This is a genomic window from Gordonia sp. UBA7860 (genome assembly GCF_002500165.1).
GTDB classification, from domain to species: domain Bacteria; phylum Actinomycetota; class Actinomycetes; order Mycobacteriales; family Mycobacteriaceae; genus Gordonia; species Gordonia sputi.
Genome location: NZ_DLSO01000179.1, coordinates 1 through 16,661, shown reverse-complemented (window position 1 = coordinate 16,661; position 16,661 = coordinate 1). Strand labels below are relative to the sequence as shown.

Below are 16,661 nucleotides of genomic sequence, written 5' to 3'. Positions count from 1 at the left end.
CCGACTTTGCCGTGACCCTGCCGGTCCCCCACCACAGTGCGGCAACGACCGCATACCAGTCGACACGCTCTTTGGCCGCGAGCGCCCCGAATGCGACGGCAATCGACTGGGTTCCGACGACCATCAGAAACCAGGTGCCGTTGACGTGTGTCCAGGGCAGCGGGGTCGTCGGCGCCGGGGGATGCTCCCGCGACTGTGCGGCGCTGAAGAACGCGGCGATCACCGCCGTGTAGCCGAGGATCACCCACGACACCAGTGCGACGACAGCAAATGTGACTGCGGCCCAGGTACTTCCCGCCGCTAACGATCGCGCCGCAAGCACCCCGCTCGCCGCGGTAAACGCCAACACGGTGAAACCGTCGGTCGCGATCTCACGCCGCACCTCGTCGACCACGCCTGCACCAGTGAACCAACCGGCAATGGTGAACACGATCAACGCGACATATCCGACGACTGCCGCAAAGAAGAGAATCGCCGAAATGAGATCGGCCAGATCCGAGTATGTGCCACTACCGAGTGTCGCCGCATTGTGGATTGCTGTCGACACAATGCCGGTCGCCATGACGAAAGTGAACTGCCCAAGGCTCGCATGCGGCACGCGTCGTCGAAGCCGGGTGGGCGAATCGGGCGATACCGCACGCGAAACGTTCACACTGACCGACCCTTTCACGTTGTGTCACAAGGACCTACACATTGCGAATGTCTATACCCAATCGAAACACGCGGAGCACTCGGCGATAACGTCCGGCCGGGCGTCGACGCCTCCGCCGAGCCGCCTCGGATCTGCGACGACGAAACCGCACACCCCGAGCATTTCATCCGTATGGTGAATTCATGGCCCGATCTACTGCAGTTCAGGGCGATGCAGCCAAAGCCCTACTCGATATCGGCAAATTCTTCACCCGCTGGGACGAAACCTCTGACGGGAGAGTCGCTTTCCGCGAGGGAGGCCGTGCTGGCGATGTCTTCTACCGCGATCGGTGGAACCACGACAAGATCGTGCGATCGACCCATGGCGTCAACTGCACCGGGTCGTGCTCATGGAAGGTGTACGTCAAAGACGGCATCATCACGTGGGAGACGCAGGAAACCGACTATCCGTCGGTGGGTCCCGACCGGCCGGAATACGAGCCCCGCGGCTGCCCACGTGGTGCGGCATTCTCCTGGTACACGTACTCGCCGACGCGGGTTCGATACCCGTACGCACGCGGGGTGCTCGTCGAAATGTACCGGGCCGCCAAGGAAAAGACCGGCGATCCCGTGCTGGCGTGGGCCGACGTCGTCGGAGATCCGTTGCGCCGCAGGTCATACCAGCAGGCTCGTGGTAAGGGCGGCCTCGTCCGCGTGAGTTGGGACGAGGCCATCGAGATGGCGGCGGCTGCCCATGTGCACACCATCAAGACCTACGGCCCCGACCGCTGCTCCGGTTTCTCACCGATCCCGCGATGTCGATGGTGTCGCATTGCGTGGGGACGCGCTTCATCCAGTTGATCGGCGGGGTGATGACGTCGTTCTATGACTGGTACGCCGATCTGCCCGTCGCGAGCCCACAGGTCTTCGGCGATCAGACCGACGTCCCTGAGTCCGGTGACTGGTGGGACGCGTCGTATCTGATGATGTGGGGCTCCAATGTCCCGGTCACCCGAACTCCTGACGCGCATTGGATGGCAGAGGTGCGCTATCGCGGCACCAAAATCGTATCGGTCAGCCCCGACTACGCCGACAACACCAAATTCGCCGACGAATGGCTACCGGCACAAGCAGGTACCGACGCCGCGCTGGCCATGGCGATGGGGCACGTCATCCTCTCGGAATACTTCGTCGCGAACACCACCGAGTTCTTCGACGAGTACGTGCGCTCCTACTCCGACCTTCCCTTTCTGGTGCACGTCGAGCAACACGAAAACGGCCTCGTCGCAGGCAAGTTCCTGACCGCGGATGAGTTGGCGGGGGCCGATGACAACGACTCCGACGCCGTGTGGAAAACCGTGGTACTCGACGAGCAGACCGGAGCAGCCACGGTCCCCAACGGCTCGCTGGGCTTTCGCCGCTCCGCCGCAGGCGAGGGCAGATGGAACCTCGACCTCGAAGCAATCACCCCGGCGCTGACCCTTTTCGGTCGCGACGACGCGCAACTGGTCGAGATCGCTTTGCCGGCCTTCGACTCCCCGGATGGCAGCGGTTCGGTGCTACGCCGAGGTGTGCCGACGACCGTCATCGACGGCCATCAGGTCACCACGGTCTTCGACCTCATGCTCGCGCAGTACGGGGTGCATCGTGACGGCATGCCCGGCGAATGGCCGTCCGGCTACGACGACGCGTCGACCCCCTACACGCCTGCCTGGCAGGCGGAGATCACCAGCGTGCCTGCGGAGGCAGCGATCCGGGTTGCGCGCGAATTCGCCACCAATGCAGTCGATTCGGGCGGACGATCGATGATCATCATGGGAGCCGGGATCTGCCAGTGGTTCCACGGCGACGCCACCTATCGGGCCATCCTCTCGCTGTTGATCCTCACCGGCTGCATGGGGCGAAACGGCGGGGGTTGGGCGCATTACGTGGGACAGGAGAAATGCCGCCCGATCACGGGATGGATGTCATTGGCCAACGGACTCGACTGGAGCCGACCGCCTCGCACCATGACCGGCACGTCGTACTGGTACATGCACACCGACCAGTGGCGCAACGACGGCTACTCGGCGACGTCACTGGCATCTCCGCTGTCGCGCGGCACGCTCGACCACGAACACACCGCCGACGCCATCGCGCAATCGGCACGGCTCGGCTGGATGCCGTTCTATCCGCAGTTCGACCGCAATCCTCTCGACGTCGCCGATGAGGCCCGCGACGCGGTCGACCGTGGCGATGCGGAATCCGCGTCGAGCTATGTGGCACAACATCTTTCCGACGGCTCACTGACACCTGCGATCAACGACGTCGACGCTCAGGTGAACTGGCCACGCACGCTGGTTCTGTGGCGATCGAACCTGATGGGGTCGTCGGCGAAGGGTAATGAGTACTTCCTGCGACATCTCCTCGGCACCCACAACAACGTGATGGGTGCCGAATCTCCGGATACCCCACGCCCCAACGATGTTCGGTGGCACGAGAATGCGCCGGAGGGCAAACTCGATCTCCTCCTGTCGGCAGATTTCCGGATGACGTCGACGACCCTTCTTTCCGACATCGTCCTACCCGCAGCAACGTGGTACGAGAAGAACGACCTGTCGTCGACCGACATGCATCCCTTCGTCCATGCCTTCTCTCCCGCCATCGACCCGCCGTGGGAGGCCAAGACCGATTTCGATCTCTTCCACCTGCTCGCAGTCGAACTGTCCGAGCAGGCGAAGACTCACCTCGGTGTGCGCCACGATCTCGTCGCCACTCCGATGCAACACGACACCCCCGGCGAGACCGCGCAACCCAAGGGCAGCGTCGACGACTGGGCGATGTCGGCATCCCCCGGTCGGCCGGGTGTCAACATGCCGTCGTTCACGGTGGTCGAACGCGACTACACCGCGATCGCCGAGAAACTTGCATCGGTAGGGCCGCTGGCCGACACACTCGGCTTCGCCAACAAGGGCGTCACCTTCGACATCGCAGAGCAGTCACGGCGCCTCGCGGATCGCAACGGGGTCATGCTCGGGGGTGCCGGCGACGGCAGGCCCGCAATCGACACGGATGCCAAGATGGCCGATGCGATCCTGATGTTCTCCGGTACCACCAACGGGGCTCTGGCCGTCAACGGCTTCGAGAAGCTCCAGAAGCGCGTCGGCACGACGCTCGTCGAACTGGCCGAGGGCAACGCCGACAAGCAGATCAGCTTCGCCGACACCCAGCAGGGCCCGGTCCCGGTGTTCACCTCGTCGGAATGGTCGGGATCTGAGAAAGGCGGCAGACGCTATGCCCCGTTCACGGTGAACATAGAGCGGCTCAAGCCGTTTCACACGCTGACCGGGCGTATGCACTTCTATCTCGACCACGACTGGATGATCGACCTCGGTGAGTCGCTACCCGTGTACCGCCCGCCCTTGGACATGCACCGATTGTTCGGTGAGCCCAGGCTCGGGCCGGACGGGGAGCAGCAAATCACCGTGCGATACCTGACGCCCCACTCGAAGTGGTCCATTCATTCGGAGTACCAGGACAACCTCTTGATGCTGTCACTGTCCCGTGGCGGTCCAACCGCGTGGCTGAGCCCGTCGGATGCCGCAGCCATCGACGTGCACGACAACGAGTGGATCGAATGCGTCAACGCCAACGGCGTCGTGGTGTGCAGGGCTATTGTCAGCCATCGGATGCCCGCCGGTGTGGTCTACGTTCATCACGCGCAGGAGCGCACGATCGACGTCCCGAAATCGGAGGCGACGGGTCGTCGCGGCGAAATGCACAACTCCGCCACCCGACTTCTGGTCAAACCCACTCACCTGATCGGCGGCTACGCCCAATTGTCCTACGCATTCAACTATTTCGGCCCCGCGGGAAATCAGCGTGACATGGTGTCGACGATACGCAAGCGCAGCCAGGAGGTGACGTACTGATGCGGGTCATGGCACAGGTCGGCATGGTGATGAACCTCGACAAATGCATCGGCTGCCACACCTGTTCTGTCACGTGCAAACAGGCGTGGACCAATCGGGCGGGCACCGAGTACGTCTGGTTCAACAACGTCGAAACGCGTCCGGGACAAGGCTATCCGCGACGCTACGAGGATCAGGAGAAGTGGCGCGGCGGCTGGCATCTGAACAACAAGGGAAAGCTGCGGCTGCGCACAGGCGGCCGGATGCAGAAGTTGTTGACGCTCTTCGCGAGTCCCGTTCAGCCCACCATCTACGACTACTACGAGCCCTGGACCTACGACTACCAGATGCTCATCGACGCCCCGCTTGGCGACGATTTCCCTGTTGCGCGGCCGAAATCGCTGCTCACCGGTGACGACACGAAGGTCACATGGTCGGCGAACTGGGACGACGACCTCGGTGGCGCACCGGAATTGGGCGCGCTCGATCCGATCGTCGAGAAGCTGCGTCGTGAATCAGAAGACGCCGTCAAGTTCAGCTTCGAGCAGACGTTCATGTTCTATCTGCCCCGCATCTGCGAGCACTGCCTGAATCCCTCATGCATGGCGTCGTGCCCGTCCGGGGCGATCTACAAGCGCAGCGAGGACGGTATCGTCCTCGTCGACCAGGACCGGTGTCGCGGGTGGCGCCAATGCATCACCGGCTGCCCGTACAAAAAGATCTACTTCAACCATCGAACGGGCAAGGCCGAGAAGTGCACGCTCTGCTACCCGCGTATCGAGGTCGGGCAGCCGACCGTCTGCTCCGAGACCTGCGTCGGCAGACTCCGATACCTCGGACTGTTTCTCTACGACGTCGACGCTGTCACCGAAGCCGCCTCCACACCAGACGACACCGACCTCTACGAAGCCCAGCTCAACCTGCTCCTCGACCCCAACGACCCCGACGTGATCGCCGGGGCGCGGGCTGAAGGCATTCCCGAGGACTGGCTCGATGCGGCACGTCGATCGCCAATTTATGCGCTGGCCAAGGAGTTCCGCGTCGCGCTGCCGCTGCATCCGGAGTACCGCACCATGCCAATGGTCTGGTACGTGCCGCCGTTGTCGCCGATCGTCGACCTACTCAGCGGCCAGGGCCACGACGCTGAGGACGCGGGCACCCTGTTCGGTGCGATCGACGCATTGCGAATCCCCGTCGAGTACCTCGCCGAACTGTTCAGTGCGGGCGACACCTCGGTAATAGACGGCGTCCTGCGCAAACTCGCGGCGATGCGCGCCTACATGCGCGACATCACACTCGGCCGCGAACCCGACCCCGACATCCCCGCCTCTGTCGGCATGTCCGAAGAGCAGGTCTACGAGATGTACCGCTTGATGGCGATCGCCAAATACGAAGAGCGGTATGTGATTCCGACGGCCCATCTCGAGCAGGCCGAACAGCTCGACGAGATGGCGTGCTCCCTCGACTACGAGGACGGGCCCGGCATGTACGAGTCCGGCCCCTTCGGTGAAGCGAGCGGAACCCCGACCCCGGTGTCGGTGGAGACCTTTCACGCGCTCAAGCAACGCCAGACGACCGACACCGCGACCAGCTCACATCGCCTCGCGAATCGCACGAATCTGCTGAACTGGGACGGTAACGGTTCGCCCGAAGGGCTGTTCCCCGACCGCCGCGCGTCCGACGACACCGGCGACTCGAAGGCGTCGTCGTGAGGTGGCCTCGCCGCACGACTGCGGCCGATCATCGCGTGACGTGGCAGGTCTCCTCATGGTGTCTGAGTTACCCCGACGATCAGTTCATCGACCGAAGCTCACTGCTGCGCAGAGCATTATGCGAACAGCCCGATCACCCATCCACTCGTGAGCTACTGACCTTCGTCGACCATATCGAGTCCACGCCGCTCCCCACCTTGGTCGACGACTACGTCGACACATTCGACCTGTCACGCAAGCACACGCTGTATCTCTCGTACTGGACCGATGGCGACACCCGACGGCGTGGAGCCGCACTCGGCGAGTTCAAAGCGCTCTATCGGAGCAGCGGCTTTGTCGTCGACCTCCACGGCGAGTTGCCCGACCACCTGCCGATCGTCCTGGAGTTCGCGGCGCGTGTCGACGCTGACGCGGGACAAGAGATGCTGGAGAAGTATCGCCCAGCGCTCGAGTTGATCCGATTCGCGTTGCGCGACCGTCGATCTCCGTACACCGCTGTGCTCACGGCGATCTGCTCGACGCTGCCCGGTGAATCGCCGGTAGACCGACAGGCTGCGCGCGCGATGACGCCGGCGCTCGGCGTCGAGGCCGTTGGCCTCGAGCCCTACGATTCGCGCCTACTGCCGCTGACTGCGACACCTGCGAGGGGTGAGCCGTGATGGACGTCTTCCTGTGGGGCGTACTGCCTTATCTTGTACTGCTCATACTCATCGGCGGCACGATCTGGCGCTACCGCTACGACAAGTTCGGGTGGACCACACGATCATCGGAGCTCTACGAGTCGCGGCTACTGCGGATTGCCTCGCCGATGTTCCACTACGGAATCCTCGTGGTCATCGTCGGACACGCGGTCGGTCTGGTCATCCCACAGTCCTGGACCGACGCACTCGGCGTCTCCGAGACGATGTACCACTGGGGCGCAGGCTTTTTCGGTCTCCTCGCCGCGGCAGCGACTCTGCTCGGCGTCGGCCTGCTCATCTATCGACGTCGCACCACCGGCCCGGTGTTCATGGCGACGACCCGCAACGACAAGCTGATGTATCTGGTCTTGGTATGCGCGCTGATCGCGGGAACCTACATCACAGTTGTCGGTGCAGTCGATCCCAGTGGACCCGGGGTCAACTATCGCCAGACTGTCTCGCCGTGGTTTCGGTCGATCTTCGTGCTGCAACCCGACATTCGCGCAATGGAGGCAGCACCGCTGCGCTTCCATGTGCACGTCCTGATCGGTCTGACCCTGTTCGCACTCGTCCCGTTCACCCGTCTCGTGCACATGTTCACCGCTCCGGTGCACTACCTGTTCCGGCCGTACATCGTGTACCGCAGTCGCGACCGACTGCCCACCCCAGGTGACCGCACGTCACGCCGAGGCTGGGAACCGGTGGGAGTCAGGGATCGTGACCGGTGAGCTACGCTCCACTCGCCTGCGCTATGACCGGCAACACCTGGCTGAGAGGTTCGCACGTGACCACATCGTCTCATCGACGTCGTTCCCGAACCCGCCTGCTGACGACGGCTGTCGCCGCGGTCGCCGCGTGTATCTCGCTTGCCGCGAACTCCGCAGGTATCGCGTCGGCCGCCCCGCAGCAACAGCTCGCCGACTACATCTCCGATGCCTCGCCCACCCCGGCCCGCGCCGAGACCTTCCTGCTCAACGGCGAGAGTCGCTGGCTCATCCCCACCGGCAACGGGCCGAAGCAGACTACGTTCCCCGCGGCTTTCGCGCACAGCCTGTCGAATCCCGACGTGGCGCCCGCCGGTGCGAATGACTGGTCGTGCAAACCCCAGGTCGGCCGCAATCCCGTCGTGCTGGTCCACGGAACGTGGGAGAACGCCTACAGCAACTGGTCGATGATCTCCCCCGCGCTCCGGCAGGCAGGCTTCTGCGTCTACGCACTCGACTACGGAATACAGCCGCCCTCTCAAGGCGGTGGCGTAGCAGCAGCATTCCCCGGCGTGTATGGGACCGGCGACATCGTGAAGTCGGCGACCCAGATCAAGACCTTCGTCGACAAGGTCCTCGCGTCGACCGGCGCAGCCAAGGTCGACATGGTCGGCCATTCGATGGGCGGCATCTCGACACGTCAATACCTACGATTCGACGGCGGCGCAGCCAAGGTCGCCAACGTCGTGACGCTCGGCGCGACCAACAACGGCACGACGCTCAATGGCATCGGCACGCTCGGACGCACCATCAACGACCTCGGCGTCGACATCCTCGGACCCCTCGCACTCGGCGTCGGGGTCTCGGGCACCCAGCAGATCTACAACTCGCCGTTCCTGAAGAACCTCAACAGCGGCGGTGTCTACGCCCTCGGCGACATCCGGTACACGATCGTCGGCACCCGCTACGACGAGGTCACCACTCCCTACTCCAGCACGTTCTTCCCCACGGGCACCAAGAACACCCGCAACATCACGCTGCAGGACGGCTGCCCCCAGGACACGTCCGATCATTTCTCGATGAGCTATTCGCCCCGCGCGACGTCGATCGTGCTGCGGGCCCTCGGCGCCGACGTCCCACTCGTCTGCGCACCGAATGCGTGGCTGGTCGGCTAGCGCGCCGCCGCCCGACGCCACTTGGCCCGGCTGACGCCGATCCGTATGACATTCGTGCCGATTGTGCGGGCAGTCCGTCATACGGATTACCGCGACGGCGCTGCTGTCGGCACCTGAGTCTTCGTCCCAGACCGTCACGGGTGTGACGGTCTGGGACGAAGACCTTTCTCTCATGGATGACCGATGTCACCTGTTCGCGCTCGCGGCCGCAGCCGCGATTGCCTCGAGCACCGGCGGGACGTCGAGTTCACCGGTGACCGCCTCGATCAGCGTCAGCGATGTCGGGTGCGCGGCAGCGTCGACGAGCATGCCGGTCAACTCGGCCTGCGTCGTCGCACGATGGGTCCGCACCGTCGAGACGTCGCCGCCCAATGCGTACGGCAGCAGCGTCCAACGCCAAGGAGCGATGTCGTTGTAGTTCATCTCCGCACCGTGAATCGCACGCTCGACGGTGTAGCCGTTGTTGTTGACGACGACGATCACCGCGGGGATACGGTGCCGGATGAGCGTGCCGAGCTCGGCAACCGTGAGCTGTGCGGCGCCGTCGCCGATCAGCAAGACTGGCCGACGATGCGGTGCCGCGATCGCTGCCCCGATCATGGCGGGCAACGTGTAGCCGATCGACGCCCACAACGGTTGACCGATGAACACCGCACCGCTCGGAAGTCGTTGGGCCGCAATGCCACAGAAGCTGGTTCCCTGGTCGGCGAAGATCACGTCGTTGCCGGTCAGCGCCGCACCAACGGCCTCCCAGAGCTCTTTCTGGGTCAGCGGTGCATATGGATCGGGCTCGATGTTGCTCATCGGAGCAGCGAACGACACCGGCAGGTCGGGCCGCGGGGGAACAATTTCGGCCAACACGGCCAGCGCGTCGCGCATCTCGATGCCGGCGAAGGTCTCACCACCGACCACCGCGGTGTGCGGCTGCAGATCGATACGGACCGCGTCGTCGAGTCGCTGTGTGAAGTAGCCGGAGATCAGGTCGGTGAAACAGACGCCGACAGTGATGAGGCACTCGGCGTTCTCGATCGCGTCGCGCACGTCGGGCTCGGTCGCGTCGCCGAGGTACAGCCCGAGGTACCCGGAACCACGCTCGTCGACGACGCGCCGCCCCCACAGCAGCGACGCATACTGCAGCCCACCGACTTTCAGAAGGTGATGGAGCTGATCCACCGTACCGGAACGATGGACAAAGATGTCGGCGAGTACGACCGGCGATCGGTCGGCGATCAATTGTGTTGCGGCGTCGGCGAATCGGGCGAGCTGGTCGGCACTTGTGCGCGCGGCAGGTACTTCGAGGACGGCGGTGGGCGGTTCACACGGCTGCTCGGCGACGTCGGCGGGGAGTGAGAGGTACCCCGGGCGGCCCTCCGCCACCATCGCGGCGAGCACCCGGTCGATCTGTTCGGTGGCGGTGCCGTGCTGCAACATCTCTTGTGCCACAGTCACTTCCGCGGACATCCGGAGCGTGTGGGTGAAGTCGCCGTCGCCGAGTGAGTGGTGCGTCGCCCGTCCGGCGGCCTGGACCGCCTCGGTGGGAGCGCCCACCAGGTGCAGCACCGGAACGTGCTCGGCGTACGATCCTGCCACCGCGTTGATGGCGCTGAGTTCACCGACTCCGAAGGTCGAGCACACCACTCCGACGCCGTTCATCCGGGCATAGCCGTCGGCCGCGTAGCCCGCGCCGAGCTCGTTCGCGGTGCCCACCCAGTTGATCGACGGATGCTCGTCGACGTGGTCGAGAAGTCCGAGAGTGAAATCGCCCGGGACACCGAAGATGGTGTCGACGCCGAGGTCGGCGAGACGGTCGAGGAGGTAGTCGGAAACGGTGTAGGTACTCGTGACGTTCATGTCCGCGCCTTTCGTCATCGCCGGGGAGCCCCTTGTGGCTCGTTCAGGAAGCGATGAACTCAGTTTTCGCGATATTGGACGTCCTACCCACCCGCCATCTGGCCGATGTTCGGGTGGATTGCGCGCTCCCCCGATCGGGGGATGCGGTGTCGGGGAGGGCGCGGCGTCGAGGAGGGGCGGCGTCGAATCGGACGTCCGCCAGCCCTGTCCGTCGGCGGTGTAGCCGGCGCCCAAATTCGTTGGCGGTACCATTCGCTTGGTGGCGCGATGACGTCTGCCGGCGCCCGCCCCTGGTCACGCGCAAGGCCCGACGGAGCATTCCCATCGACGAACGCCGACCCGATCACGACTCGTTCACACCGTCGCAAGAGTGCGATGCCGTTCGCCAGGGATGACCAACGACGAGGCGCTTCTACTCCGCACCTGCCACATACGGCGCCATCACTTCCATCTGCTCGATCACCGTGCGAATCGCGGCCGGCTGCTTGTCCGGCGGGTACTTGTACTTGACCAGCAGCCGCTTAATCGACGAGCGAAGCTTCGCTCGCACGTCTTCACGCACCAGCCAGTCGGACTTTGTGTCGCGCTGCATGATTCGCACCAAGTCCCGAGCGATCGCGGCCAGAATGTCGTCGCCCTGCAACTCCACCGCCGACTCATTGGTCGCCACGGCGTCGTAGAAGGCCAACTCGTCGTCGGTGAGCGGCGGATGGAAGCGCTGCCCCCGATCCCCTTCGGCTGCCACTTCCTTCGCCAGCTCGATCAGTTCGGCGATCACCTCCGCCGACGTGATCTGCTGGTTCGTGTACTTGCGCATCAGCGTCGCGATACGTTCGGAGAATTCTCGTTGCCGCACAATGTTGTTTCGCGACACCTTCGACGACTCGTCAGTCAGCGTCGCCCGCAAAGCCTCGATCGCGAGGTGGGGGTTCGACGCCGAGCGCACTTTCTCCTCGAAGTCGGGCCCCAGGTCGGAGAGCGACGGTTTCTCCAACCCGGCGGCGTCGTAGATGTCGACAATGTCTCCTGTCGCCGTCGAGTCGGCAACCACTGCGGACAGCAACCGCTTGATGTCGTCGGGAATCGGACGACCTTCGGCCTGGCGCTCTGAAGCATCACATTTCGCCATCCACACACGCACTTCTTCATAGAAGATCATAGCGTTACGAATGTCCTCGAGTGACGCATCACCACCGGCCAGCGCCCATGCCCGGGCAAGGGCGCCGGCCAGTCGTCGGAAGCGTGACTTGAGTGTCTCCTCACCGTCGCCGACCTGATTCCCTGGGGTTTCGGGTGAGCGCAGATCGTTGGTCAGCTTTTTGACTGCCTGTATCCAGCCCCGCTTCGACGACGCCGCTTGATTGCGCCAGTCGTAGAACGAGCAGAGCGTATCGAGCTCTGCCACAACCTCTCTGGCCAGTTGCACGGCTTCTTCGATATTGCGTCCCACCGGCTGATGCTCGCGATCCGCGTCTGTGTACTCGGCGAGTGCCTGCTTGAGATTCTCGGCGAGCGGAGCGTACGCGACGAGCAGGCCGGATGGCTCACCCCGGAACGTTCGGTTCACACGAGCCAACGTCTGCATGAGCAGGGCTCCACGTAGCGGGCGGTCGAGGTACAGGGTGTGCAGCGGCGGGGCGTCGAACCCGGTGAGCAACATGTCCTTGACTATGACGATCTGCAGTTCGTCATCGGGATCCTTCAGTCGCTTCTGGATCACCTTGTTCTGCGCCTCGCGCCGAACATGGTTGGAGATCGGCGGCTGGTCCTTGGCCTCGCCTGAGTAGACCACCTTGATGGCGCCCTTGTCGACGGCTTCGTTGTGCCATTCGGGCCGAAGCGCGATGATCTCGTCGTACAGCCGGGCGCAGATGTCTCGAGTCGCACCGACGATGAAAGCCTTTCCCGGACAGGAGATGAAGGGTTCCATCGCGGCCGATCGCCGTTCCCAGTGATCGACGATATTGGCGGCGAGCGCCTTGAGACGCTCCGGTGCGCCGTAGACGGCATTGATGACGGCAACGGCCTTCTCCACCTGGTCGCGTTCTACATCATCGAGTCCACGGGTCGCCTCGTCGGCAGCGTGATCGAGGTCCTCCTCTGTCACGCCTTTCGCCAGACTCACCTGGATCAGCCGGGGCTCGAAGTAGACGGGCACTGTTGCGCCATCGTCGACGGCGCGTGTCAGGTCGTAGATGTCGATGTACTCGCCGAACACCTCTCGGGTGTCTCGTTCAGCCTGCGAGATTGGCGTTCCGGTGAACGCGATCAGCGTGGCATGCGGCACGGCGTCGTGGAGATGGCGAGCGTAGCCGTCGAGATCGTCGTAGTGACTTCGATGCGCTTCGTCGACGATGACGATGACGTTGCGCCGATCGGTGAGCAGCGGATGTTCGGCACCGGACTCTCGCTCGCCCTTGGTTCGGCTGAACTTTTGCAGCGTGGTGAAGTAGATACCGCCGGTGGTGCGATTGGAGAGCTCTTCGCGCAATTGGTCACGCGTGTTGATCTTGACGGGTGACTCATCGAGAAGTGTTGACCGGTTGAAGGTTTCGAACAGCTGACCGTCGAGGTCCTTACGGTCGGTGACGACGACGATGGTCGGGTTCTTGAGCTTCGGCTGTGTTGCCACGAGGTGGCTGTACAGTTCCATTTCCATCGACTTGCCCGAGCCCTGGGTGTGCCACACGACGCCGGCCTTGCCATCACTCTCCGACGCTGCAACTGTCTTGCCCACGGCCTTGTTCACGGCAAAGTACTGATGGGGCTTGGCAACTCGCTTCACAAACCCGTCGGCTCCGGCGTCAAACGCAACGAAGTTGCGCATCAACTGAAGGAACCGCTCGGGGTTGAAGACGCCGTCGATGAGGAATTCGAGCTCCACGCCGAGCTGGTCTTCACGTACGTCACCGGTGATGGACAGCGGTTTACCGTCGTCGTCGACGTTCCACGGCGCGTAGTGTTCAAGCGGCGTGAACGGTGTGCCGTATGCCGCGTGGAGGCCATCGCTGATGACGGTGAGGACAGCGAACCGGAAGGCCATCGGGAACTCCCGCACGTACGTCTGCAATTGTGCTTGTGCGGCAGCGAGATCGGCGTTCTCGGCGCCTGCCTGCTTGAGTTCGATGATGGCCACCGGCATCCCGTTGAGATAAAGGACGACGTCGAATCGGCGTTCTCGCTCCGCGTTGCGAATGGTCACCTGGTTGACCGCGAGGAGCTCATTGTCTTCCGGATACTGGCCCACGATCCGGATGGTGGGTGTCTGGTCGATACCGTCGTGATCGACGTAGGTCATCCCGCGGTACCCCTTCACCATGATCTGGTGAAGCCGGTAGTTCTCGGCGATCGCATCCTGTGACTCGGGTGCGAGGATTGCGGCATGAGCCTGGACCAGATAGTCATATGGCACTTGCGGATTGAGAGCCCGCATTTTGGCCAGCAGCCGGTCCGCGAGGACGATGTCTTCCCAATCCGCTCGGCCGTCGGTAGTCCCGGGAGCGATGTCGTGTCCGGGGACGGGTTTCCAATCCTGGTCGGCGAGCGCCTCAAGGGCGATGTCTTCCCAGTCGGCTTCGGTGAAGGTACTCATCAGGTGTCCTCGTTGGTGAGTCGGTAGGTTTGGCTTCTGCTGTGTTTGGCCTTGGTGCGCTCCACTTCATTGGCTGCGACAAGCACCCGAAGTCGGCGAAGGACGGCGTGATAGTCCATGTCGAGAACCGCGCCAATCTGACGTGCGCTGACATGGCCGGCCCGAATGGCTTGTTTGATCGCGTCGAAGTCGGCCGCGATCCCGGTCGTCGCCGGAGTCGGACTTGGTTGTGGAGCATCGGCACGGGCTGTTCCCGCGACTGCCTGCGGAGCGAGTCGGTAACTGGCGTAACGCTTTCCGCCAGACACTGTTGCGAGTCCCGCGGTGACAAGGTCGCGTAGTGCGTTGCCTGCGGCGATCCTGTCTATTCCCCACGCCTGAAGCATCGCGTTGGTGACTCTCCCCGTGGAGCGCATGATGGCCAGCGCAAGTTTCTGTGCGTCGGTGAGGTCGGGTGCCCCGAGCGATGCAATCCAGTCGATGATGTCGACGGACAGCAGGGCGTGCTGCGGAACGGTGACGGTCACGCGGCCGGGCGGGACGTCGAAGGCAGGAGGACTCATCCCGGCTTGGCGCAGACTCGACACGACGCGCGGCAAGCCTGACCCGCGGTTCTCGCTCACCACATGACCGGGCTCGTCGGGGAGCTCGACATCCGCGAGTAGACGCGCGAGCGTCGCGTTCCTCGACGAGGAGATCTGGTCTGCGGTGCCGAGATCGTCAGCGCGGGCGGCTCCGAAAAGTCCTCCAGGGCTTTTGATCACCATCCGATCTGGATACAGCTCCACCTGGATCTGCGTGCCGCGTGCCTGCGGGCTGTAGTCGCGGTGCATAAGCGCGTTGACCAGCAGTTCGCGAAACACCTCGAGGGGGTAGTCGTAGCGATCTTCTCGCCCGATGCCCCGAATCACAGACGCCGAGCGCATGTTCCGCAGGAGAGCCGACGTGGCGTCTGCCACGATGTGCGGGATCGGGCCGTCGAGATTCACGTTGTCCAGAAACCTTGTACCGTCGGCGAGCGAATCGCCCATGGTGAGCCCCGGCAGCACCACAAAGCTGACGAACAGTTGCGGAAAGAACTGCTGGGGATAGGTCCCCAGGCAAAGTAGTCCAGCGAGGCTGGGACGAATGGTGTCGTCGTCGCGCACCGCGGCCCCCAGGCGCAGGAGCGCAGAATCACGGTCGAGGCTCGCGAAGGTGCGCGGAGACCTTCTTGTGGACCGCGAGATCAGAGCATCGACCAATGCCGGATCAAGATCATCCATGCTCGCGCCGGTCACCACCTCCGCGTCGAAGGTCGGCTGCGATCGGTTGCTGAGCAACTGGGTGACCTCGTAATGACTCAGCCGAACATCACCGTCGCCGCTACGAATGAACGAGCCCTGATATTCGCCCCGTGCCGTCACGAAGCACGGCTTGTCCACTGGGTCCAGTTCGGGGATCTCGACCCGAATGATCGAAGCTCCTTCAAACTCTTCCATCTCAACAGCGACGCGCAGCGAGGGCGTGACGCCATCTGAACATGCATTGGCAAGGGCGTCACGGATCGCTGTCGCGCGGAAGCCTTCCGCGGGCCGGAAGCCGGATTGCTCATCGAGACCGAGCATGAGTGTGCCACCATCACCATTCGCGAATGCACTGAGAGTCTCGACGGTCGACTTGGGAAGGCCGCCCACCGCGGCCTTGACCTCGACGCTGGTCAGGTCGGTGCCGAGGGCCCGGAGTGTGCGGACCAACTCGGAGGTGTCGACCGTCATGTCACCCTCCCCAACTCTTGCGTTAACTCTTGCATTAAGTCTTGCACTAACTCTTGCGATTGGCTCGTGATTCGCCGTGATGCGTGCAAGGGTCACCCGTATCGACTACCTACAAGTCAGCAACTGCCGTCTCCGCGTCCTTCACCGTCAGCTTCCCCGACATCAGCAGCGGCAGAAGTTCGTCGCGGGTATGGGCGAGGACACGGTTCGAAGCGGCGCATTTCTGCATGAGTGCGATCAGAGTTTGCTGTTCTTCCCCGACATCTCGCTCCTGATCCGCAGGCAATCGTGGGATCTCCAGCGTGCCTACATCGCGAAGGTTGACGTACGGAGCCATGTCACTCTTGTGCATCAGCGAGTCCAATTGGCGTTGTGGAAGATCGCTCAGAAACCATCCCGCCAGATACCCCCACTGAATCTCGCTGGACGCGGGCACACGAAAGTAGCAGCACTGTGGGCTGTACACCGCATCCTGCGTCAGCTCGCCGACGATCGCGGTGCGTCCTACTGTGCCCTTGGTCGTCATCACTAAGTCGTTGACTCGTACAGATTTCGAGCCTATCTGGCGACTGAATGCGCGCGATACGTGATCAGTTCCGTTTGTCGTAACAGCACCGTCTCTGACATCTGCTGCCCGCACAATGGCGTACCCGTCGTCCGCATGCTCTGA

The 16,661-nt window shown here is 63.3% G+C and carries 7 protein-coding genes and 3 pseudogenes; 5 read left to right on the top strand and 5 right to left on the bottom strand.

Annotated elements, in window-relative coordinates:
- Positions 1–562: pseudogene (locus B3T59_RS22100) on the bottom strand (hypothetical protein); the annotation flags it as partial.
- A 272-nt stretch (positions 563–834) separates the two neighbouring features.
- Between B3T59_RS22100 and B3T59_RS22095 the strand changes: the two are divergent.
- From B3T59_RS22095 to B3T59_RS22075, 5 genes and pseudogenes are all read left to right on the top strand, one after another.
- Positions 835–4,541, top strand: a pseudogene (locus B3T59_RS22095) (nitrate reductase subunit alpha).
- Positions 4,541–6,232 carry a nitrate reductase subunit beta gene (narH, locus tag B3T59_RS22090; protein WP_005208398.1) on the top strand — a complete coding sequence of 564 codons (1,692 nt, stop codon included), beginning with the start codon at positions 4,541–4,543 and terminating at the stop codon, positions 6,230–6,232. Before B3T59_RS22095 ends, narH begins: the two are co-directional and overlap by 1 nt.
- Positions 6,229–6,891, top strand: a complete 663-nt coding sequence (gene narJ / locus B3T59_RS22085; protein ID WP_039856781.1) for a nitrate reductase molybdenum cofactor assembly chaperone — start codon at positions 6,229–6,231, stop codon at positions 6,889–6,891. The genes narH and narJ overlap by 4 nt, the downstream gene beginning before the upstream one ends.
- Positions 6,891–7,640, top strand: coding sequence for a respiratory nitrate reductase subunit gamma (gene narI / locus B3T59_RS22080; RefSeq protein WP_039856783.1), 750 nt, complete (start codon positions 6,891–6,893; stop codon positions 7,638–7,640). The genes narJ and narI overlap by 1 nt, the downstream gene beginning before the upstream one ends.
- 23 nt (positions 7,641–7,663) lie before the next feature.
- Positions 7,664–8,791: an esterase/lipase family protein gene (locus B3T59_RS22075; protein WP_376782610.1), complete on the top strand. Its 1,128-nt coding sequence runs from the start codon at positions 7,664–7,666 to the stop codon at positions 8,789–8,791.
- 186 nt (positions 8,792–8,977) lie between these two features.
- Here the strand turns inward: B3T59_RS22075 and B3T59_RS22070 are convergent, their stop codons facing one another.
- From B3T59_RS22070 to B3T59_RS22055, 4 genes and pseudogenes are all read right to left on the bottom strand, one after another.
- Entirely contained in the window at positions 8,978–10,642 is a 1,665-nt protein-coding gene (locus tag B3T59_RS22070; RefSeq protein WP_287005151.1) for an alpha-keto acid decarboxylase family protein, read from the bottom strand.
- A gap of 412 nt (positions 10,643–11,054) precedes the next feature.
- A complete protein-coding gene (locus B3T59_RS22065; RefSeq protein ID WP_287005150.1) occupies positions 11,055–14,234 on the bottom strand; it encodes a type I restriction endonuclease subunit R in 3,180 nt (1,059 codons plus the stop codon).
- Entirely contained in the window at positions 14,234–15,991 is a 1,758-nt protein-coding gene (locus B3T59_RS22060) for an ATP-binding protein (protein ID WP_287005149.1), read from the bottom strand. Before B3T59_RS22060 ends, B3T59_RS22065 begins: the two co-directional genes overlap by 1 nt.
- 109 nt (positions 15,992–16,100) lie before the next feature.
- Positions 16,101–16,661: pseudogene (locus tag B3T59_RS22055) on the bottom strand (hypothetical protein); the annotation flags it as partial.

Excerpts from the sequence above, each read along its gene's own strand:
- narH (WP_005208398.1), top strand. The coding sequence starts at position 4,541 with ATGCGGGTCATGGCACAGGTCGGCATGGTGATGAACCTCGACAAATGC.
- B3T59_RS22060 (WP_287005149.1), bottom strand. The coding sequence starts at position 15,991 with ATGACGGTCGACACCTCCGAGTTGGTCCGCACACTCCGGGCCCTCGGC.
- B3T59_RS22065 (WP_287005150.1), bottom strand. The coding sequence starts at position 14,234 with ATGAGTACCTTCACCGAAGCCGACTGGGAAGACATCGCCCTTGAGGCG.
- B3T59_RS22075 (WP_376782610.1), top strand. The coding sequence starts at position 7,664 with ATGACCGGCAACACCTGGCTGAGAGGTTCGCACGTGACCACATCGTCT.
- B3T59_RS22070 (WP_287005151.1), bottom strand. The coding sequence starts at position 10,642 with ATGAACGTCACGAGTACCTACACCGTTTCCGACTACCTCCTCGACCGT.
- narI (WP_039856783.1), top strand. The coding sequence starts at position 6,891 with ATGGACGTCTTCCTGTGGGGCGTACTGCCTTATCTTGTACTGCTCATA.